The sequence below is a fragment of the Flavobacterium ardleyense genome (assembly GCF_042686085.1).
In the GTDB taxonomy this organism is placed as follows: Bacteria; Bacteroidota; Bacteroidia; order Flavobacteriales; family Flavobacteriaceae; genus Flavobacterium; species Flavobacterium ardleyense.
Genome location: NZ_JBHUOL010000011.1, coordinates 12,833 through 34,466, shown reverse-complemented (window position 1 = coordinate 34,466; position 21,634 = coordinate 12,833). Strand labels below are relative to the sequence as shown.

General features: G+C 32.5%; 17 protein-coding genes. 15 read left to right on the top strand and 2 right to left on the bottom strand.

Annotated elements, in window-relative coordinates; all coding sequences use genetic code 11:
* Positions 1-36: 36 nt before the first annotated feature.
* From rsgA to ACFSX9_RS05470, 15 genes are all read left to right on the top strand, one after another.
* Positions 37-1,017: a ribosome small subunit-dependent GTPase A gene (gene rsgA / locus ACFSX9_RS05540; RefSeq protein WP_379805480.1), complete on the top strand. Its 981-nt coding sequence runs from the start codon at positions 37-39 to the stop codon at positions 1,015-1,017.
* A 68-nt stretch (positions 1,018-1,085) separates the two neighbouring features.
* Positions 1,086-1,538 carry a D-aminoacyl-tRNA deacylase gene (dtd, locus tag ACFSX9_RS05535; RefSeq protein WP_379805477.1) on the top strand — a complete coding sequence of 151 codons (453 nt, stop codon included), beginning with the start codon at positions 1,086-1,088 and terminating at the stop codon, positions 1,536-1,538.
* A 5-nt stretch (positions 1,539-1,543) separates the two neighbouring features.
* Positions 1,544-3,451, top strand: a complete 1,908-nt coding sequence (locus ACFSX9_RS05530) for a DUF3857 domain-containing protein (RefSeq protein WP_379805474.1) — start codon at positions 1,544-1,546, stop codon at positions 3,449-3,451.
* A 12-nt stretch (positions 3,452-3,463) separates the two neighbouring features.
* Positions 3,464-5,476 carry a DUF3857 domain-containing protein gene (locus ACFSX9_RS05525; protein ID WP_379805472.1) on the top strand — a complete coding sequence of 671 codons (2,013 nt, stop codon included), beginning with the start codon at positions 3,464-3,466 and terminating at the stop codon, positions 5,474-5,476.
* 191 nt (positions 5,477-5,667) lie between these two features.
* Positions 5,668-7,677 carry a DUF3857 domain-containing protein gene (locus ACFSX9_RS05520; protein WP_379805470.1) on the top strand — a complete coding sequence of 670 codons (2,010 nt, stop codon included), beginning with the start codon at positions 5,668-5,670 and terminating at the stop codon, positions 7,675-7,677.
* Positions 7,678-7,845: 168 nt separating this feature from the next.
* Positions 7,846-9,780, top strand: coding sequence for a DUF3857 domain-containing protein (locus ACFSX9_RS05515; protein ID WP_379805467.1), 1,935 nt, complete (start codon positions 7,846-7,848; stop codon positions 9,778-9,780).
* A 120-nt stretch (positions 9,781-9,900) separates the two neighbouring features.
* A complete protein-coding gene (locus tag ACFSX9_RS05510; RefSeq protein ID WP_322550810.1) occupies positions 9,901-10,227 on the top strand; it encodes a nucleotide pyrophosphohydrolase in 327 nt (108 codons plus the stop codon).
* Between the two features lie 77 nt (positions 10,228-10,304).
* Positions 10,305-10,631, top strand: coding sequence for a DMT family transporter (locus ACFSX9_RS05505; RefSeq protein WP_379805464.1), 327 nt, complete (start codon positions 10,305-10,307; stop codon positions 10,629-10,631).
* Complete coding sequence (locus ACFSX9_RS05500) at positions 10,632-11,876, top strand: 3-phosphoshikimate 1-carboxyvinyltransferase (RefSeq protein WP_379805462.1); 1,245 nt, start codon at positions 10,632-10,634, stop codon at positions 11,874-11,876.
* 189 nt (positions 11,877-12,065) lie between these two features.
* Positions 12,066-13,115, top strand: coding sequence for a tRNA preQ1(34) S-adenosylmethionine ribosyltransferase-isomerase QueA (queA, locus tag ACFSX9_RS05495; RefSeq protein ID WP_379805460.1), 1,050 nt, complete (start codon positions 12,066-12,068; stop codon positions 13,113-13,115).
* Between the two features lie 117 nt (positions 13,116-13,232).
* A complete protein-coding gene (gene kynU, locus ACFSX9_RS05490) occupies positions 13,233-14,522 on the top strand; it encodes a kynureninase (protein WP_379805458.1) in 1,290 nt (429 codons plus the stop codon).
* A gap of 70 nt (positions 14,523-14,592) precedes the next feature.
* Complete coding sequence (locus ACFSX9_RS05485) at positions 14,593-15,675, top strand: agmatinase family protein (RefSeq protein WP_379805456.1); 1,083 nt, start codon at positions 14,593-14,595, stop codon at positions 15,673-15,675.
* Positions 15,676-15,681: 6 nt separating this feature from the next.
* Positions 15,682-17,391 (top strand): S41 family peptidase, encoded by a 1,710-nt coding sequence (locus ACFSX9_RS05480; RefSeq protein ID WP_379805454.1) that lies wholly within the window; start codon positions 15,682-15,684, stop codon positions 17,389-17,391.
* A 254-nt stretch (positions 17,392-17,645) separates the two neighbouring features.
* Positions 17,646-18,221, top strand: a complete 576-nt coding sequence (locus ACFSX9_RS05475; protein WP_379805451.1) for a hypothetical protein — start codon at positions 17,646-17,648, stop codon at positions 18,219-18,221.
* 133 nt (positions 18,222-18,354) lie between these two features.
* Positions 18,355-18,750: a YMGG-like glycine zipper-containing protein gene (locus ACFSX9_RS05470; RefSeq protein WP_379805445.1), complete on the top strand. Its 396-nt coding sequence runs from the start codon at positions 18,355-18,357 to the stop codon at positions 18,748-18,750.
* Positions 18,751-18,807: 57 nt separating this feature from the next.
* On the opposite strand, the gene ACFSX9_RS05465 is transcribed toward ACFSX9_RS05470, so the two are convergent.
* Both ACFSX9_RS05465 and ACFSX9_RS05460 read right to left on the bottom strand, forming a co-directional pair.
* Positions 18,808-20,340: a cryptochrome/photolyase family protein gene (locus ACFSX9_RS05465; RefSeq protein ID WP_379805441.1), complete on the bottom strand. Its 1,533-nt coding sequence runs from the start codon at positions 20,338-20,340 to the stop codon at positions 18,808-18,810.
* Between the two features lies 1 nt (position 20,341).
* On the bottom strand, positions 20,342-21,634 hold the full coding sequence (locus tag ACFSX9_RS05460) for a DASH family cryptochrome (protein ID WP_379805438.1): 1,293 nt from the start codon (positions 21,632-21,634) through the stop codon (positions 20,342-20,344).

Below are 21,634 nucleotides of genomic sequence, written 5' to 3'. Positions count from 1 at the left end.
CACATTTAATTTATAACTTCTAAATTCTAAAGTTGAATGATAGGAATCGTTTATAAATCTACCGGAAGTTGGTATACCATTAAAACAGAAGATGGTAACTTTTTGGAATGCCGTATAAAAGGTAAGTTTAGAATGCAAGGGATTAAAAGTACCAATCCAATTGCGGTAGGCGATTTGGTTGATTATAATCTTGAAAACACGAGTGATAAAACTACGGGTGTAATCACGGACATTCACGAGCGTAAGAATTACATTGTAAGAAAATCAGTAAATTTATCACATCACATGCACATTATTGCATCTAATATTGATGTTGTTTTTTTATTGGTGACAATTAATAATCCACCAACCACTACTAGTTTTATAGATAGATTTTTGGTTACTGCCGAGGCTTATGGAATTGAAGCAGTAATCGTTTTTAATAAAATTGATACGTTTGATGAAGATACTTCGCATGAACAATTATATCTGCAACACATTTACGAGACGATTGGCTATAAATGTTTGCGCGTTTCTGCTCAAGATGGAACGGGAGTTGAAGAATTAAAAGCATTAATGAAAGACAGAGTTTCTATGTTTTCGGGACATTCAGGTGTTGGAAAATCAACTTTAGTAAATACGTTAGAACCTTCATTAAATCTAAAAACAAAACAAATTTCAGCATCACATTCTCAAGGAAGACATACTACAACATTTGCAGAAATGTTTGATTTGGCTTTTGGAGCGCAGATTATCGACACACCTGGAATTCGTGGTTTTGGAATTGTAGATATGGAAAAACAGGAAATGGGTGACTATTTTCCTGAATTTTTTGCTATGAAAGAACAGTGTAAATTCAATAACTGTTTGCATATTGACGAGCCAAAATGTGCGATTAAAGAAGCATTAGAAAAAGATGAATTATCTTGGTCTAGATATAAAAGCTACACACAAATGATAGAAGGGGACGACGAGCAATATCGAGCAGATATTTATGATGCCGAAAGAAAAGCAAGTGACGACACTAGGAAAAATTAGTGTTCAGTTGCACACAGTTTGTCATTCCGTAGGAATCTCATAAAAGAATTGTCCAATCAAATTAGTTTATGAAAGCAGTTATTCAAAGAGTTTCTCAATCTTCCGTAATGATAGATAATAGAATCGTAGCCGAAATTCAAGTAGGGCTGTTAGTTTTAGTTGGAATTGAAGATGCTGATAATCAAGATGATATCAGTTGGTTAACATCAAAAATAGGTAATCTTCGCATTTTTGAAGATGAAAACCAAGTTATGAACCGCTCTTTAAAAGAAATCGGTGGTGAAATGATTATTGTAAGTCAGTTTACCCTTCAGGCTTCGACCAAAAAAGGAAATCGCCCTAGTTATATCAAAGCATCAAAGCCTGAAACCGCTATTCCATTGTATGGAAATTTCGTAAAACAAATGGAGGTAGAATTAGGCAAAAAAGTACAAACGGGTCAATTTGGTGCGGATATGAAAGTCGCATTGATAAATGACGGACCTGTAACCATTATTATTGACACAAAAAACAAAGAGTAACACTAATGAGAACAATTTTATTAGCCTTTTCCTTATTTATTAGTTTTCTGACCTTTTCGCAAGAAACAAATTTATCATCATTATTAATACCAAAAGAATTAGTAGAAAATTCAAATAGTATTATTCGAGATCAAAAAATTCATATAAATATTGGTTCGCGAAAGCAAATGAATATTAAAAAAAGTAAAATTATTACCGTATTTAATAAAAGTGGCTTATCTAATATTGATGCTTATGAATTTTACAACAAGTCAACTAAAGTCAAGTCAATCGAAGCTACTGTTTACAGCTCTTTTGGAAAAGAAATAAAGAAAATTAGGCGTGGTGATTTTATTGATCAAAGTGTTTTTGATGGCTTTTCAATTCAAAATGATGCTAGAAAATTATTTTTAAAGTACACACCTACTCAATATCCTTTTACAATCGTTTATACAAGTGAAGTGGAAACTTCAAATACTGCTTTTATCCCTGCTTGGTATCCGATCGATGACTTTTATGAAAGTGTTCAGAAATCTTCGGTTCATATAAAATTCCCTTCTGACTTAGGCTTTAAATACAAAGAATTAAATTTTAACACAGAAAATATTTCAAAACAAGAAAGCGCGAATGAAATTAGTTTCACAGCAATAAATTTGAAGGCAACAAAATTTGAAGAATTTTCTCCGTCATTTAGGAAAATTAATCCTTCTGTATTATTTGGTTTGGATTCGTTTTCTTTAGAAGGAGTTGAAGGTAATGCTAAATCATGGGATGAATTTGGTAAATGGATGTATGTTAATTTATTAAAAGATACGGAGCAACTTCCACAAAGCACTATTCAAAAAATTAAAGTGTTAGTAGGAGAGGAAAAAGATCCGATTAAAAAAGCGCAAATTATCTATAAATATGTGCAAGGTAAATCGCGATATGTTAGCATTCAATTAGGGATTGGTGGCTGGAAACCTATGTTGGTTTCTGATGTAGATAAATTAGGTTACGGCGATTGTAAAGCCCTGTCAAATTATACAAGAATTTTATTGAGAGAAGTTGGCGTTGAGTCTTTTTATACAATAATTTATGCAGGAAATGATAAGACTGATTTGAATGAAGACTTTGTTTCGATGCAAGGAAACCATGCAATACTATCAATACCGGTAAATAATAAATATGTTTTCTTAGAATGTACTAGTCAAACAAGTCCTTTCGGGTTTAATGGAGATTTTACAGACGACAGATATGCTTTAATAGTAAAGCCAGAAGGAGGAGAGATCATTAGAACAGCTAATTATAACACAGTAAAAAGTGGGCAATTCACAATAGGTAATTACGAAATTAGTGAAAAAGGTAATTTGAGAGGATCTGTTTTAATTAGGTCAGAAGGAGTTCAGTATGACGATATTTATATGATCGAAAGTAAATCTTCAGATGAAAAAGAGAGTCACTACAAGGATCGTTTTGGTTGGATTAATAATTTGAAAATAAATAGTTTAGAACTTATCAATAATAGAGAGAAGATTGAGTTTTCCGAAAAACTGTCAATTGATGCTATTAATTATGCGTCAATTAGTAGCGAGATGTTATTAATTCCTATAAATGTGTTTACTAGAAGTTTATCCGTACCACAACGCTACAGAACCAGAGAAAATTCTTTCGAAATTTCTAGAGGATTTTATGATGAAGATGATGTTGATATAAGTATACCTAGAGGCTTCGTTGTGGATTCCAAGCCAGATGATATTATGTTCAGTTCAAAATTCGGCACTTATAAAATGGAAATTTCCTTAATTAGTTCAACTTTACTTAAGTTTAAACGAAGTTATTTGCTAAATGACGGAGTTTACGGGAAAGAAGAATATGAAGAATTTAGAAAATTTAAAGAGCAAATTAATCGACTAGACAATTCGAAAATTATTATAAAAAAAGCAACAAATTAATATAAAAGTAAAATGAAAAAATTATTATTGTTAACAATATTTATAATCTTCAATACATCTTTTGCTCAAGAGTACAAGTTAGGTAAAGTAACTATTGAAGAATTAAAAGAAACAGAGCATAACGTTGAAAAAGAAGCTATTGCTTGCAGGCTTTTTAGCAAGGGTAAAACCTATATGGCTTACAGTGATGATAAAGGTTTTGAATTAGTTACCGAGGTGGAAAATAAGATAAAAATATATAAAAAAGAAGGATTTAGTTATGCAGATTTTGCCATTAGTATTTATCAAGGGGGTTCAGATAGAGAAACAGTATCATTTTCAGATGCAACAACCTATAATTTAGTAGATGGTAAAATTGAAAAAACGAAATTGAAAAGCGATGGAGAATTTACAGAAAAGACTAGTAAATACTATCAAATGAAAAAAATCACTATGCCTAATGTTAAGGTGGGTTCAATCATTGAGTATAAATATATTATAAAATCACCCTTTATCGCGCAGGTTAGGGATTGGGATTTTCAAGATTTTATACCAGTTAATTATTCGCAGTTTGAAGTTAGATTTCCAGAATATTACACCTACAATACTTTTTTCAAAGGAAGTTTAAATGTGAAAACGACTAAAAAATCAATTATATCAGGTATAACTATTTCAAGTAAAGAGCGTTCACGGGATCAAAGCTGGGGTGGAGTTTCTACAGAATTTAAGCAGAATAAGATTTCTTTTAATGAAAATACTTCTCTTTACGAATTGTATAATGTTCCTTCTGTTAAAGAAGAAGCATTTGTTAAAAATATAAATAACTACGTAACTGCCGTTAAACATGAATTAGCCTCTAAACAATTCCCTAACGAGGTTTTTAAATTGATTTCAACAACATGGGAAGAAGTTTCGAACACTATTAGCGCTTCACCTGATTTTGGAGGAGAATTAAATAAGAAAGGTTATTTCGAAGAACAAATTAATAAAGTGATTTTAGGAAAAGCTACCAATGATGAAAAGTTAAATGCCATCTATACTTTTGTGAAAGATAACTATAAGTGGAATGGTTTTTATGGAATTTATACAGAGGAAGGTTTAAAAAGTATTTATAAAAACAAAACTGGAAATGTTGCAGACCTCAATTTATTATTAGTTGTGTTTTTAAGGCATGCAGGCTTAGATGCGCATCCCATTTTAATAAGCTCTGTATCTAACGGTGTTCCTTTATTTCCATCGCGCACAGGATTTAATTATGTTATAGCAGGAGTTGAATTAAATGGCAAAACTGTTCTATTAGATGCAACAGACAAATTTGCAGTGCCAAATGTAATTCCTGCAAGAGCCTTAAACTGGTTTGGAAGAATGATTTTTCAAAATGGAGGTTCAAAAGTAATTGATTTAAACCCGTCTCTTATATCTAAAGATAATATGATTTTAAATTATTCAATTACACAAGATGGAAAAGCAACTGGTAATGTAAAAAGGCAAGCGACAGATTATAATGCCTATAATTACAGGTTAAGCTATGGTCAATTAAAAAAAGAAGTAGCCACAGAAAAAAGAGAAAAAAGTTTTGATAATATAGAAATTGACAATTATACATCTGAAAACCTTAATGACTTGAATTTAGCTGTAGTTGAAAATTTTGATTTTGTCGATGATAAACATATTGAAATAATTGGCGATAAAATTTATTTTTCTCCCTTATTGTTTTATGGTTTAGAGTCTAATCCTTTCAAATTAGAAACAAGAGCGTATCCCATAGAGTTTCCTTTTCCGTATTTGGATAGATATATTGTTACTATTGCTATTCCGGAAGGTTATGAGGTGGAATCTATCCCTAAAGATGAAAGTCTAGTGTTTGGCGACAAAGAACTTGTTCATAAGTTTATCTTTACAGAAGAGGGGAAGAATTTGAAGTTGATGCTTCAATATGAAGTCAATACAACCATTTTAGTTCCTCAGAATTATCAAAACCTTAAAGGATATTTTCAAAAGATGGTTGATAAACAATCAGAAAAAATTGTTTTAAAGAAGAAATAATGACAAACAAAATTGAATTTTTCCAGTTCAACTATGTAACTATAATTTGAACTTGAATCAATATGTAATTTACCAGTCGTTCTATTCTTAATTTGCAACAATGCTTCTTATATAATGATAAGTGAGCAAGTAGTAAAGTAGGAGGTAATTAAAAATCGTCCAAAAAAGCAACAAATTAATATAAAAGTAAAATGAAAAAAATATTATTGTTAACAATGTTTATAATGTTCAATACATCTTTTGCTCAAGAGTACAAGTTAGGTAAAGTAACTATTGAAGAGTTAAAAGAAACAGAACATAAAATTGAAAAAGAAGCGACTGCTTGCAAAATTTTCAGTAAAAGTAAGACTAGTATAGTATATAATGACGAGAAGGGATTTGAGTTAGTAACTGAGGTGGAGAATAAAATTAAAATTTATAAAACTGAGGGTTTAAAATATGCAGATTTTGCTGTAAATATCCGTAATCAAAATTCAGATAAGGAAACCATCTCCTTTTCTGAAGCAAATACTTACAATTTAGTAAATAATAAAATTGAAAAAACAAAATTAAAATCTGACGGCGAATTTATAGAAAAAGTAAATAAATTTTATACTTTGAAAAAAATAGCAATGCCAAATGTAAAAGTAGGTTCAGTTATAGAGTATAAATACACTTTAAAATCACCTTTTTTATCAGCGCCTAATGCATGGGAGTTTCAAGAGCTTATACCTGTAAACTTTTCTCAGTATCAATTTTCGTACCCAGAGTATTACAGTTATAATCCGTTTTATAAAGGGGAGCTAAATGTAAAAACAACAAAACGAAGTGAGTCTAAGACCGTAACGCGTTTAAACAAAGAACGTGTAGAGACTGGTCGTCATCGAGTTGAAACAAATTTTTCAGAATCTAAATTTACCTATAATGAGCAGATAATTAATTACGAAATCTTTAATGTACCGTCTGTAAAAGAAGAATTCTATGTTAAAAATATTTCTAATTATGTTACGGGTATTTCACATGAGCTAGTGGCGGTTAAGTATCCAAATGAAACCATTAAACTGTTCTCATCTACATGGGAAGAGGTTGCTAAAACCATTAATTCTTCTGCGGATTTTGGTGGAGAATTAAATAAAAAAGGTTATTATGAAGAGCAAATAAATACTGTTGTATCAGGAAAAACTTCAAGCGAGGATAAGTTAAATGCTGTTTACGATTATGTAAAAAACACTTACAAATGGAATGGCTATTATGGTATCTGGTCTGATGAAGGTTTAAGAAGCATTTATAAAAATAAAACTGGTAACGTAGCAGATATTAATTTATCCTTAGTTGCTTTTTTGAGACATGCTGGTCTAAATGCACATCCAGTTCTAATTAGCTCTGTTTCTAACGGTATACCTACTTTTCCTTCTATAAACGCCTTTAATTATGTTATAGCTGGAGTTGAATTAAACGGAAAAACAATCTTGCTAGATGCAACAGATAAATATGCTGTGCCAAATGTCTTGCCTGCAAGAGCAATCAACTGGATTGGTCGAATAATATACCAAAATGGTGGCTCACAAGAAGTAGATTTAGAGCCATCAACTATCTCAAAGGACAATGTGATTTTAAGTTATTCAATTACTACGGATGGTAAAGCATTGGGAAGTCTAAAAAGACAATTGACAGACCATAACGCCTATTCATACAGAAACAAGTATGGGCAGTCAACGAAGGAAGCGCTCGTAGAGAATAGAGAAAATCATTTTAAGAATATAGAGATCGAGAATTACATTTCAGAAAATATGAACGCTTTAAATTTGCCTGTAATCGAGAGTTTTGATTTTGTGGATGATAAGCATATTGAAGTCATTGGTAATAAAATTTACTTTTCACCTTTGTTATTTCTTGGTAGTGAATCTAATCCTTTTAAAAGTGAAAATAGAGCATTCCCAATAGAGTTTCCATTCCCTTCGTCAGACAGGTATGCAGTTGCTATTGCGATTCCAGATGGTTACGAAATTGAATTTATTCCCGAATCCGAGAGTCTTTCCTTTAATGACAATCTTCTTGCGCATAAATATATCTTTAAAAGTGACGGTAAGAGTGTTAAGCTAATGCTTCAAGATGAAGTAAATGTGTCTATTTTGTCTGCGGATAATTATCAAAATTTGAAAGAATATTTTCAAAAAAAGGTTGAAAAACAATCAGATAAAATAATTTTGAAGAAGAAATAATATATCGAACATCTAAATTATTTTAGAAGAACTAATTTTATAGGATAGTTCGTTGAAAGTAGCTGTGTTTAGTAGTCTACTTTGTATTCTATTATATATAAGCTTTTCTCCTACTTTCATTAGGTCTCTGTAAGATATAGTAAAGTGCAATGATTAAATAACAGGTTTATGAGAAAAATTTTAGTAGTCGCTTTTCTTTTATTTCTACAAACTGCTGTTTCCCAAAAACTTCAGTTAGGTAAGGTAACAGTCGAGGAACTTAAGGAAAAATCGCATGGTTTAGACCCTTCAGCAGGCGCGGCTTTTGTTTTTAAAACAGGTCATACTTCTTTCGTGTATTCTAAAGATAAGTGGTTAGTGACAACGACCGTTAAGGTGAAAATTAAAATATATAATAAAAACGGTTTTGAAAAAGCTAATCAAGGGATTGCTTATTATGTAGGAGGTGGAACTGTTGAAAAAGCTTTTTTTTCGGATGCTGTAACCTATAATTTAGTAGACGGTAAGATCGAAAAAACAAAACTAAAGACAGAAGGAGAATTTATAGAAAATGTAAACGACGAATGGAAAATAAAAAAAATTGTACTGCCTGCAGTTAAAGAAGGTTCAATAATTGAGTTCAGCTACGAATTGATTTCTCCCCATATCACAAGGATTAATGATTGGTATTTTCAGGGAGATATTCCTGTTAATTCTGCTGTTTATACGGCGTTAATACCGCAATATTTTCAGTATCGAACAATTATTACGGGATATGAAGCAATTGATAAAAAAACCGATATTGTAAATGGAGCGCAATATGCGGAATTGAAAACTACTTATTCAGGTTCAAATATTGGTGCAATTAGGGAAGAATCATTTGTTAATAATATTAAAAACTATACTTCGATTTTAAAGTATGAGTTAGCTTCGGTTTCTAAACAAAATGGATTAATTGAAAACTTATCACAAGACTGGAGCGGTGTTACCAAGCAAATTTATGACGATGATAATTTTGGTAAACAAATGAAATTAGGTTCTTATTTTGAGGAAGAGTTAAAACAAGCATTAGGTAATAAAAATTCTCCCGACGAAAGAATTAAAGCAATATTGCAATTCGTAAAAACTAAAATGACTTGGGATGGAAAATTTGGAATATTTTGTGACAAAGGAGTGAAGAAAGCTTATACGGAAAAAACGGGTAATGTAGCTGAAATTAATTTAATGTTAATCGCTATGTTAAAATATGCAGGTATTAAAGCAAATCCCGTTTTATTAAGTACCAAATCTAATGGAATTCCATCTTTTCCAAATAGGACAGTTTTTAATTATGTTGTCGCTGCGGTAGAAGATAAACAAGAATTTATTCTTTTAGACGCAACAAATCATAATTCTTTTTTTAATATTTTGCCAACAAGAACGCTCAATTGGGCAGGCAGATTAATTAGAGATAATGGTCGCTCCGAAGATATAGATTTAATGCCTACAAAAGTCTCTATAGATAAGGTAAGTGTTTTAGCTTCTATTGATGAATCAGGCGGTGTTTCTGGTAAACTACGAGAGCAGTACTATGATTATGCAGCTTTTTTGTTTAGAGAAAATAATGATAATTTAAATAACCAAGCGTGTGTTGTAAAATTAGAAAAGAAATTTCAGGGAATAGAAATTAGCAATTATAGTTTAGAAAATGTAAAAAATCTTGAGAGTCCGATAATTGAAAATTATTCATTTGAACATAATGACCTAGTTGAGAGAATCGGAGGTAAAATGTATTTATCAGCAATGTTATTCTTTGAGAAAAAAGAAAATCCATTTAAACAAGAGGAGCGTAAATTCCCCGTTGATATCACAATTCCTTATAGTGATTCCTTTAGTATTGTAATAAATATTCCAAAAGGATATGAAGTTGAATCTTTACCAGAAAATATGAACTTGATTATGGATGGTAATTATGGTCATTATTCGTTCGTTATAAGTAATAGTTTAAATACAATCCAAATTTCGTCGACTTATACAATTAATGCCTCACTAATTCCTTCTATTCAGTATAAAAATTTAAAGCAATTTTACAAAATGATGATTGATAAACAAAATGAAAAAATAGTTTTAAATAAAATAAAATAGAATAAGTTTGTAAAAAAAAGCATTAAAAAGTATTTTTTTTACGGAAGTAAAATGTTTTACTTCTACTGCTTTTTAATGTGACGATATAATAAGAATAATTAGTTTAAAAAGGAAACAACAATGAATATAAAAAACGCACAGCAAGAAGTTGATACTTGGATTAAAGAACACGGCGTTCGTTATTTCAATGAGTTAACAAATATGGCACAACTTACAGAAGAAGTAGGTGAAGTTGCCCGAATTATTGCCCGTCGTTATGGCGAACAATCTGAAAAAGAAAGTGATAAAAATAAAGACTTAGGCGAAGAATTAGCGGATGTTGTTTTTGTGGTTTTGTGTTTGGCGAATCAAACCGGAATAAATTTACAAGAAGCTTTCGATAAAAAATTGGACTTAAAAACCAATCGTGATCACGACCGTCATCAAAATAACGAGAAACTTAAATAAAAGGTATAATGTAATCTGTATAATGTATTTTTGAAAGTACATTTTACAATTTACAAAATACAGTATACAATAAAAAAATGAATTGGATTTTATTAATTATAGCAGGATTGTTTGAGGTAGGTTTTGCAACGTGTTTAGGAAAAGCAAATGAAACTTCTGGTAAAATAGCCTTTTCTTGGTATGCAGGGTTTTTAGTTTGCTTAACAATCAGTATGGTTTTGTTAGTCAAAGTCACTAAAGAATTACCAATTGGAACGGCTTACGCAGTTTGGACGGGAATTGGTGCTGTAGGAAGTGTAATCGTCGGGATTTTAATATTCAAAGAACCCGCAACTTTTTGGCGTGTATTTTTCTTAACCACATTAATTTTATCAATTGTAGGATTAAAATTCGTATCTAATTAGATGAATATTTCACTTCAAAAATCAGCATTCAGTAAGAAGCGCTCAGCAATCAAAATAACAGGTTCTAAATCGGAAACCAATAGATTGTTATTGCTTAAAGCTTTATATCCTCAAATTAAAATAGAAAACAATTCAAATTCAGATGATTCTGAGGCAATGACAAAAGCATTATCTCAAACGTCCCAATCTACAATTATAGATATTCATCACGCTGGAACCGCAATGCGATTTCTAACCGCTTTTTTCTCGATGCAAGAAGGAAAAGAAGTTGTTTTAACGGGTTCTTCAAGAATGAAAGAACGTCCGATAAAAATTTTGGTTGAAGCTTTGCAGCAATTGGGAGCTGAAATAACTTATAAAGAAAACGAAGGATTTCCTCCAATCAGAATTAAAGGTCAAAAAATAACAAAAAACAAAGTCATATTAAAAGCTGATGTTAGTAGTCAATATATTTCAGCATTATTATTAATTGCACCAAAATTACAAAATGGTTTAGAATTGACATTGGAAGGTGAAATTACCTCTGTTCCTTACATTAAAATGACATTAGCATTGTTGAACGAAATTGGAGTGAAAACTTCTTTCTCTGATAATAAAATCATTGTTTATCCCGCTGAAAACGTTTTGTCAAATAGTATAACAATCGAAAGTGATTGGAGTTCGGCTTCTTATTGGTATTCGATCATTGCTTTGTCAGAAATTGGTACAGAAATTACACTTTCATCCTACAAACAAAATAGTTTACAAGGCGATTCAGCTTTAGCAGAAATTTATTCAAATTTTGGAGTAAAAACGATTTTTAAGGATTGCGAGTTATTTTTACATAAAGCTGAAAACTTTAAACCTGAAACTTTAAGCCTGAAACTTAATAACTGTCCTGACATTGCGCAAACAATAGCTGTTACTTGTTTTGGATTAGGAATCGCGTGTGATTTATCAGGTTTGCATACCTTGAAAATCAAAGAAACCGATCGATTGGAAGCTTTGAAGATTGAACTGACTAAGTTAGGAGCTGAAATTTTAGTTACAAACGATTCGTTGCATCTGAAAGCCTCTTCTGAAATCATTGAAAATGTTAGCATCTCAACATATCAAGATCACAGGATGGCAATGGCTTTTGCGCCTTTAGCTTTGAAAACTTCAATTATTATTGAAAATGCTGAGGTAGTTTCGAAATCATATCCTACTTTTTGGGATGATTTGAAACAGATTGGATTCGAGTTTTCAAGTAATAATACGATTTAAGTTGCATTATATTTTTTTATTTGGCGTTTTGACTTCGTTATTGCTCAGTAAACAATGGGATTTAAAAAATAAACCCCGTTTTACTTGACAACGCCTACTTCATAATCGTATATTTGCACTCGGAATTTCAGTAGGTTACGTAATACAATACGCAAATACTAAAATTCTTAATCACTTAAACATTTTTAAATGAAATTATCTCATTTTCAATTCACTCTTCCAGAGGAATTATTGGCTGAGTTTCCTACAGAAAACCGTGACGAATCTCGTTTGATGGTCGTAAATAGAAAAACAGGAACCATCGAGCACAAATTGTTTAAAGATATTATTGACTATTTCGATGATGGCGATGTAATGGTGTTGAATAACACAAAAGTATTTCCTGCTCGTTTGTATGGAAATAAAGAAAAAACTGGCGCACGTATTGAAGTTTTCTTATTGAGAGAATTAAATGCAGAGCAACGTTTGTGGGATGTTTTAGTAGATCCTGCTCGTAAAATTCGTATTGGAAATAAACTTTACTTTGGTGATGACGATTCACTGGTAGCTGAAGTGATTGATAACACAACTTCTAGAGGTAGAACTTTACGTTTCCTATATGATGGTTCGTATGAAGAATTTAGAGAAAAATTATTAGAATTAGGAGAAACACCAATTCCTAAATTCTTAAACCGTGAAGTAACTCCAGAAGATGCTGAGCGTTATCAAACAATTTATGCAAAAGAAGAAGGTGCTGTAGCGGCGCCAACGGCAGGTTTGCACTTTTCTAAACACTTATTAAAACGTTTAGAAATTAAAGGAATTAATTTTGCAGAAGTAACTTTGCACGTTGGTTTAGGGACTTTTAATCCAGTTGAGGTAGAAGATTTATCGAAACATAAAATGGATTCGGAAGAAATGAAAATCACTCAAGAAACGTGTGATATCATTAACGGTGCAAGAGAGAAAAAGAAAAAAGTGTGTTGTATTGGAACAACAGCTATGCGCGCTATGGAAAGTTCAGTTTCTTCAAAAAGAACATTGAATCCTTATGAAGGTTGGACAAATAAATTTATTTTTCCTCCTTTTGAATTTAATTTAGCGGACGCTATGGTTACAAATTTTCATACGCCAAAATCAACTTTATTAATGATGGCAGCAGCGTTCTGTGGTCATGATTTAATGATGAAAGCTTACAAAATTGCAATCGAAGAAAAATACCGTTTCTATTCTTATGGAGATGCTATGTTGATCATCTAGTTAAAAGCAATTGCTATAAATAAATCTCATCAGCAATGGTGAGATTTTTTATTTAGCTGACATATTGAATGTTAGTAACTTTTCCCTACTTTTACACCCCAAATAATTACCTTACGAATGATATTTGAAAACACACGCGAATTTGCACAAAGTTTAGATGCTCAAGATGTACTGAGTAAATACCGAGATGAATTTATTTTCCCTACAGTAAACGGCAAACAAGTTATTTATTTTACCGGAAATTCTTTAGGATTGCAACCTAAAAGAGCCAAGTCTTATGTGGATGAGGTAATGACAGATTGGGCAAACTTAGCAGTAGAAGGCCATTTTTATGCAGATAAACCTTGGTGGGATTACCACGAACGTTTCGCTGGTCCATTAAGTGATGTAGTGGGCGCAAAGCCTACAGAAGTTACTGTAATGAATACACTTACCGTGAATTTACATTTGTTGATGGTTTCATTTTATCGTCCATCCGTAAAAAAATATAAAATTATTTGTGAAGAAAAAGCTTTTCCCAGTGATCAATATATGTTTCAAACGCAAGTAGATTTTCATTCTAAAACCGTTGGGTTTGACCCAAAGGACGCTTTAGTGGAAATCAAACGCAGAGAAGGTGAACACAATATTCGTTTAGAAGATGTGTTGGCTAAGATTGAAGAAGTAGGGGAGGAATTGGCTTTAGTATTAATTGGCGGTGTAAATTATTATACGGGACAAGTGTTTGATATGAAAACCATCACAGAAGCCGGACATAAACAAGGTGCTTATGTGGGGTGGGATTTAGCACACGCTGCCGGAAATATCAAATTGCAATTGAACGATTGGAAAGTAGATTTCGCAGCTTGGTGCAGTTATAAATATATGAATTCTGGACCAGGAAATGCTTCGGGATGCTTTATACATGAAATGCATCATAATGATACGGATTTACCGAGATTCGCAGGTTGGTGGGGACATAACAAAGAACGTCGTTTTAAAATGGAGCCTAAGTTTGACCCCGTTAGAGGAGCAGATGGATGGCAAATAAGTAACTTACCTATTTTATCATTAGCACCTTATTTAGCTTCAGTTGAAATGTTTGCTGAGGTAGGAATGGACAAGTTAATTGCTAAAAGAGATTTGATTACTTCTTATTTAGAATTTATATTGCACGATATTGATGAAGCAATTGAAGGAACTAAATTTGAAATCATCACACCTTCCGATCCTGCAGAAAGAGCTTGTCAATTATCGGTTTATTTACACGGACAAGGAAGAGAATTATTTGATTATCTAATGCAAAACGGTGTAATTACAGATTGGCGTGAACCAAATGTAATTCGTTTGGCGCCAGCCCCATTCTACTGTTCTTTTGAAGACATGTACGAATTCGGACAAATATTAAAACAAGGAATAACAAAATAAGATGTTCAGATTTTTTATATTAAGACTATTCGAAAATCTAAAAATCAGACATCCGAAAATCCAATAAACAATGACTAAAGAACAAATCATAGAAAATTTCGACCCATCACAACCAGGATTGGCTGATGCTACTATATTTGGTTTGCCTTTTTCGGCAGAACAAAGTGATATTATTATCGTTCCGGTGCCATGGGAAGTTACGGTTAGTTACGGAGCAGGTGCTTCAGAGGGACCAGATGCTATTTTAGACGCATCTTTTCAGGTGGATTTACACCATCAGGAATTTCCGGAATTATGGAAAAGAGGTATTTATATGGACGAAGCGCCAGCACATTGGGCAAAGAATTCAGAAAAATATAAGGGTTTAGCGCAACCAATTATCGAAGCGCTTGAAGCGGGAGAAGATGTTGCGACTTTTCCAGCTTTGCAAGCTGATTTAGATAAAATCAATAAAGCTTGTAAGGACCTAAATGAAGAAGTGAAAAACAGAGTGTTAGATTGGATGAATAAAGGTAAATTAGTAGCGCTTGTTGGTGGCGATCATTCTACACCACTTGGTTATTATCAAGCATTAGCAACTAAACACGAGAACTTCGGAATTCTGCATTTAGACGCTCACATGGATTTGAGAAAAGCTTATGAAGGCTTTACCTATTCACATGCATCTATTATGTATAACGCCCTGCAAATTCCACAAATCTCTAAAATTGTTCAAGTAGGAATACGCGATTTTTGCAAGCAAGAAGTAGACGTTGTAGACGAACAAAAGGGACGTGTTTTAGTACACACCGACTTAGATTTAAATAAGCAATTGTTTGAAGGGAATACTTGGCAACACATTTGCGACAATATCGTAATGTCGTTACCTAAAAAAGTAACAATTTCTTTTGATATTGATGGAATGAACGCTTTGTATTGTCCAAGTACTGGAACTCCGGTGCCAGGTGGTTTCAGTTATGAGCAAGCTGTATACTTATTAAACCGATTATCGGAATTTGGCAAAGAAATCATTGGATTTGATTTAGTAGAAGTTGCGCCAGGTGAAGATGACTGGGATGGAAACGTAGGAGCAAGAATGTTGTTCCAAATGTGCGGAATTTTCGCCAAATCACAAAAATTGGAAGTAGGAGAAAAAATTTCATTTCCAAAATAAATTTATATGAAAAAAATCTTTTTTGTATTTGTCTTTGTTACTTCTCAATTTACATTTTCACAAGTTAAGTTGTCGGAAACCGATAAATTGGCCTCAACCTGTAAAGTTTGGGGTTTTCTAAAATATTATCATCCGGAAGTTGCTAGTGGAAAATTTGATTGGGATGAGGAATTATATGCAGTTTTACTGAAAGTTGACGAGGCAAAAACAAAAGAGGATTTTTCATTAGTTATAGAAAATTGGATTTCACGCTTAGGAGATGTCCCAAAAGTTGAAATAATAAATAAATTACCAGAAGAGCTATATTTCTATAAAAACCTTGATCTAGCTTGGACTCAGGACAAAGCTTTTTTTTCAAAAGCAGTAGCTGATAAATTGAAATGGATTGAACAAAACAGACACCAAGGAAAACAATATTACGCTTATCTTTCAAATGGTCGATTAGGTCATGCTGATGATGAAGTAAAAGAAGGAAAATCTGGTTGGATAGGGCTTTCAAACAATCGCAAATCGGATGATTTTACGTGGAGCGAGAAAAAGTATCGCTTGTTAACACTTTTTAGATATTGGAATGTAATTGAATATTTCGCGCCTAATAAGTATTTGACGGAAACCAATTGGACTACATGTTTACATGATATCTTACCCAAGATAACTAAACCTAAAGATGAGAGGTCATATCTTAATGCACTTTTAGAGTTAGTAACTAAGTTAAATGATAGTCATGCAAGTTACCATATCGAAAGTCATAATAGGCATTTAAAGCGGTTGCCAACTCTTTTCTATTTACCTGTAGTTCTAACTATAATTGATAATAAGTTTGTAGTAGCGAAAATAGCGGAAGCAACTTTAGCTTCTAAGAATGATCTTCAAGTGGGAGATGTTATTACTTTATTGGATAATAAATCAGTAAATGATTTCCTAGTAGAAAATAGAAACATAATAAGTGCATCTAATGAAGATCGGTTTTTAAATGAAGTTGTGAAATGGCATGTAGGCGGAAAATCAGAACAAATTAAAATTGAATATGAAAGAGGAAATGTAAAAGGTTCAAAGAAAATTGAACTGTATACAATCAGAGAACACTTTGAAAGTTTAGAAAAATCAAAAGACAGAGAAAAATTTAAAATACTTGAAGGAAATGTTGGGTATTTAAATATAGGAAATATTTTAAAAAAGGAAGAAGAGTTTGTTTATTCACAAGTTGAAAAAACTAAAGCATTGATTGTTGATATTCGTAATTATCCAAATGGGAATTATTTAGAAAGATTTCTACTTTCAAAAGAAAAAGAATTTGCGAGACAAACTTATCCAGATTTAACCTATCCAGGTCGTTATATTTGGGACAATGATCTTGCTTTATGTGGAGAAGATAATCCCAATTACTACAAAGGGAAAGTGGTTGTGTTAGCAAATGCAGAAACTTTGAGTTGGGCTGAGACATTAGTAATGATAGCTCAGCTTGCGGATGACGTAACTGTTATAGGAAGCCAAACTGCTGGTGCAGACGGTGTTAATAATCATATTGATGTCGTTTCTACACATTTTTATACTACTTTTACCGGCAAAGGCTTCTTTTATCCAGATGGACGTGAAGTGCAACGAAAAGGAGTCGCTATTGATATTGAAGTAAAACCTACTATTGAAGGTATTAGTCAAGGTAAAGATGAAGTTCTAGAGAAGGCAATTGAATATCTAAATAAAACTTTAAATTAAGAGTAAATATAGTATCAAATCAAGTAATCGCTTAAATTTTGCGATTTAATTATTAATCAAAATAAAATAATAATATGAAGAAAAACTAACACAATTATTTTTAAAAAGTCTGCCGCAGCAGTCAGACGTTAAAGTTACATAATAAGATTTGGAGTATTTTTTTTATTTCCAAAATAATTTTGTAACTTTATGCTTTAAGTATACCCCGCTGTCTATTGACATAAACCCCAATATCAATTTAAGACAAATTACCTATGACTCATTTCAGTGTAGAAGAATGGAGAGAATATCCGCTTGAAATACCAGGCAAAGTTCGTTATGCCGTGTCAAACCACGGAAGATTAAAAAGTTTTGGTGACGACATCAAAACAGGTCGCATCTTAAAAGGAGCGCTGACCGAAGGTTTTTTATTTTTGCGATACAAACGCTTTACAAATGGCGTAGCAAAAAATTATCATGTCTCAGTACATAAAATGATTGCCGAACTCTTTATTCCAAAAGATGCTGAAGATCAAGAATATGTGTTGCATCTAGACTATGATAAATTAAACAACCAACTATATAATTTAAAATGGGCCACTTACGCCGAAATGCGTGCGCACGGACATAAAAGTCCTGCAGTGAAAGAAGCCTTTAAAAAATTACAAGAATACAACATCAAACGAGACGGTTTGAAACTTACTTCAACCCAAGTAATACGTATTAAGTTAAAAATGAAGCGTTTAGGCGAAAAATTCAATGTGCGAAAAACTGCCAAAGAATTTAATGTAACCGAAATGCAGATTTATCGTATTAAATGGGGAGAAAACTGGGGACATATCGTTGTGTAGTTTGTAATTCCACAATAATGTTAGGTTTAAACACTAAAAGTTGAATTTATATAATGAAATGATGTAATTATATAATACATGCAGTGTAATACTAAAATATATTTGTTCTATAAATTTTATAAATAATTTGATTATGAAAAAGATATTAATTTTTGCAGTATTAGCGTCGTTAGCGTCTTGTAAAGATCAAGCTGCTGAAATGGAAGTAGCAAAACAAAACACGATAGATTCTATTCAAATTGTTCAAGAAAAGCAAAGAGTAATTGATTCTATGCAAGCTATTACAGTTACAAAAGTAGAAAAAGAAGTTATCTATGTAAATAATAACACTGCTCAACCTGTAGTGGAGAAACGCAAAGGAATGAGCAATACGGCTAAAGGAGCTTTAATAGGCGCTGGTGTCGGTGCAGCCACAGGTGCAGTAGTAAGCAAGAAAAAAGGAACTGGTGCAATTATCGGTGGATTATCTGGCGCTGCTGTAGGTGCTGGAACTGGAGCTATAATTGACGATAAAAAGAATAAAAAATAGCGCTAATTTTGGTTAGCAAAAAAGGAGTTGAATAGTATATTCAACTCCTTTTGTTTTTTAATAACTATTTATATTTTCCAATATATTTTGGGCCTTTTCTTTAATCTTGACAATTTCTTCGGGCTTGATTTTGTTAAGTAAAGCAAGCATCATACTCATTCGCTGATTTTTGGCAAAATGTTGTTTTTTCTCATCTAAAAAATTCCAGTACAAACTATTGAAAGGACAAGCCTTTTCTCCAAATTTGTCTTTTACATTATAGTGGCAATTCCCACAATAATCACTCATTTTATTGATGTAACTTCCAGAAGAAACATATGGTTTTGTAGCTACGATTCCGCCATCGGCATATTGACTCATTCCACGAGTATTTGGTAGTTCTACCCATTCAATTGCATCGATGTAAACACCTAAATACCATTGGTCAACAGCATCAGGATGCAATTGTGCCAACAAAGAAAAATTACCAATTACCATTAAACGTTGGATGTGATGGGCATAAGCTTCGGTTAAACTTTGTGAAATGGAATGTTGCATGCATTTCATCTTCGTTTTTCCGGTCCAATAAAATTCTGGAAGTTTGTTGTAGTTTTCCAAAGCGTTCATCTTGGAGTAATTTGGCATTTCTTTCCAATAAATTCCTCGGACATATTCACGCCAACCTATAATTTGTCTGACAAATCCTTCCACTTGGGCCAATTCAATTTCGTCCTGATTTTCGAAATAATAGTTAATTACACAATCAATTACTTCCTTCGGACTTATGATTTTTGAGTTCATCGCAAAAGACAAACGCGAATGAAATAGAAATTTGTGTCCGGTAAATAATGAATCTTGGTAAGTTCCGAAATAAGGCAAGAGATTCTCACAGAAATAAGCAATTAATTGCAAGCTTTCACTTCTTGAAGTCGGCCAGTTGAAATTTGAAGCATCAATCGAACCCATTGTTTCAATACCGTGGTTTTCAATTTCTGAAACTAATTCCTTTACATCTTTATGAAATTCCAAAGGAAACGGAATCGGCACTTCATTTTTATATTTATTGCGGTTGCTCTGATCAAAATTCCATTTTCCATCTAGAGGTTGTGAACCAAACATTAAAACGTTATGCTTTTTTCGCATCATTCTGTAAAAGCTTTCCATCAGCAATTGCTTTTTACCTTCAAAAAAATCTTTTAATTCATAACGTGACGTATAAAAATGTTCCGAATCATAACTTTTTGAAGGAATTCCTAAGTTGGAACAAATAGCTTTCAATTTTTCATCCAATCGATATTCATCCGGAAGCTGATATTCAAAACTGTCTATTTTATATTTGGCAATTGTTTGAAGTATCAATTCTTCAAGTTCTTGTGGGTTTTCGTTGTCTGAAATCTTAAAATAAATTACCTGATATCCTTTTTCGGTAAGTTCGTCAGCGAAAGTTCGCATCGCAAAGAAAAAAGCCACGACTTTCTGAATGTGATGTTTCACATAATCCGTTTCTTGACGCATTTCTGCCATTAAATAAATAATATTTTCATCAACTTCTTCATACCAAGAATGTTCGCTGTTTAATTGATCACCAAGAATTAATCGTAAAGTTTTCATCTTAAAATAATTCAGGAGTTAACCACGTTTTTTGAAATTTCCCATCAGCATCATACATTTCAGCTTGGCGTTTGATATTGAATTTTCGATCGCGAGGATCATTTCCAACACCAGCATTGTAAATCCAATTCCCATAATTGCTGTGCACATCGTAATCAATTAGTATACTTTCAAAGTAAGAAGCACCAATTCGCCAATCTTGTTCCCATTCTTTTGCCCAATAACTCGCCACATTTTGACGACCGCGATTGCTCATCCAGCCTGTTTTTTGCAATTCAATCATATTCGCATTTACAAAATGTTCAGGCGTTGTGCCATTTGTCCATTGCGCGAAAGCTTTTGGAGTTTGATTCCAATTATACTCTTTTTGTAAAATACCACCAAGTTGAAATATCTTATTACCGTGCTTTAAAGAAATGTATTTGAAATAATCTCGCCATATCAATTCGAAAATCAACCAATAAGTGTCTTCGTTTTTCACGACTTTTTTCTCATATTGTTGGACTTCCCAATAAATCGTCTTTGCGGAAATACTACCATTTGCAAGCCAAGCGGATAATTTCGAACTGTAATTTTTTCCGAGCAAACCATTTCTTGTCTTTTTATAAACCGAAAGCTTCTTGGTTTCCCAGAAATATTCATCAATTCGATTGCTCGCCTGATTTTCGCCACCCTTAAATGGAAAAGCGGTTTTGGTAGGCTGCTCAAAAGCTTCAAATCCCAAATCTTCTAAAGTTGGAATCGGTGTGAATTCTTCAATTTTATTAGCAATTGGTTTTGCATTGATGAAAACCGTTGGTCGCACCCGAACTTTCTTTTCCAAAAGCTTTCGAAACTCTGTAAATACTTCCGGAAGTTTCTCCCAACTTTCAAAAGGAACATCATCCGGATGAAATAAAAATTGGTCGTAGGTGGTTTTCCACTTTAATGCTGGAATCACTTGCTTAATATCGGTTTCAACTGCTAATTCTTCAGTAGTCCATTCTTTTTGAGAATAAATCGCAACAATTTGATGTTCCGCACAAACCGCTGGGAGTATTTTTTCGGGATAACCGTAATACACTAACAGCGTAATGTTTTTTTCGGCCAGATTCTCTTGCAATTCCGTCAAAGTTTCCAATAAAAACGTAGCTCTATATTTTTCAGTCTTTTTGAAACCATAAATTGTAGTTTCAAACTGCCGTGGGTCAATACAATAAATCCCAATTACTCGCTCATTATGGGCACAAGCATTATATAAAGAATGATTGTCTGTTATGCGTAAATCATTTCGAAACCATACTAATCCGTTCAT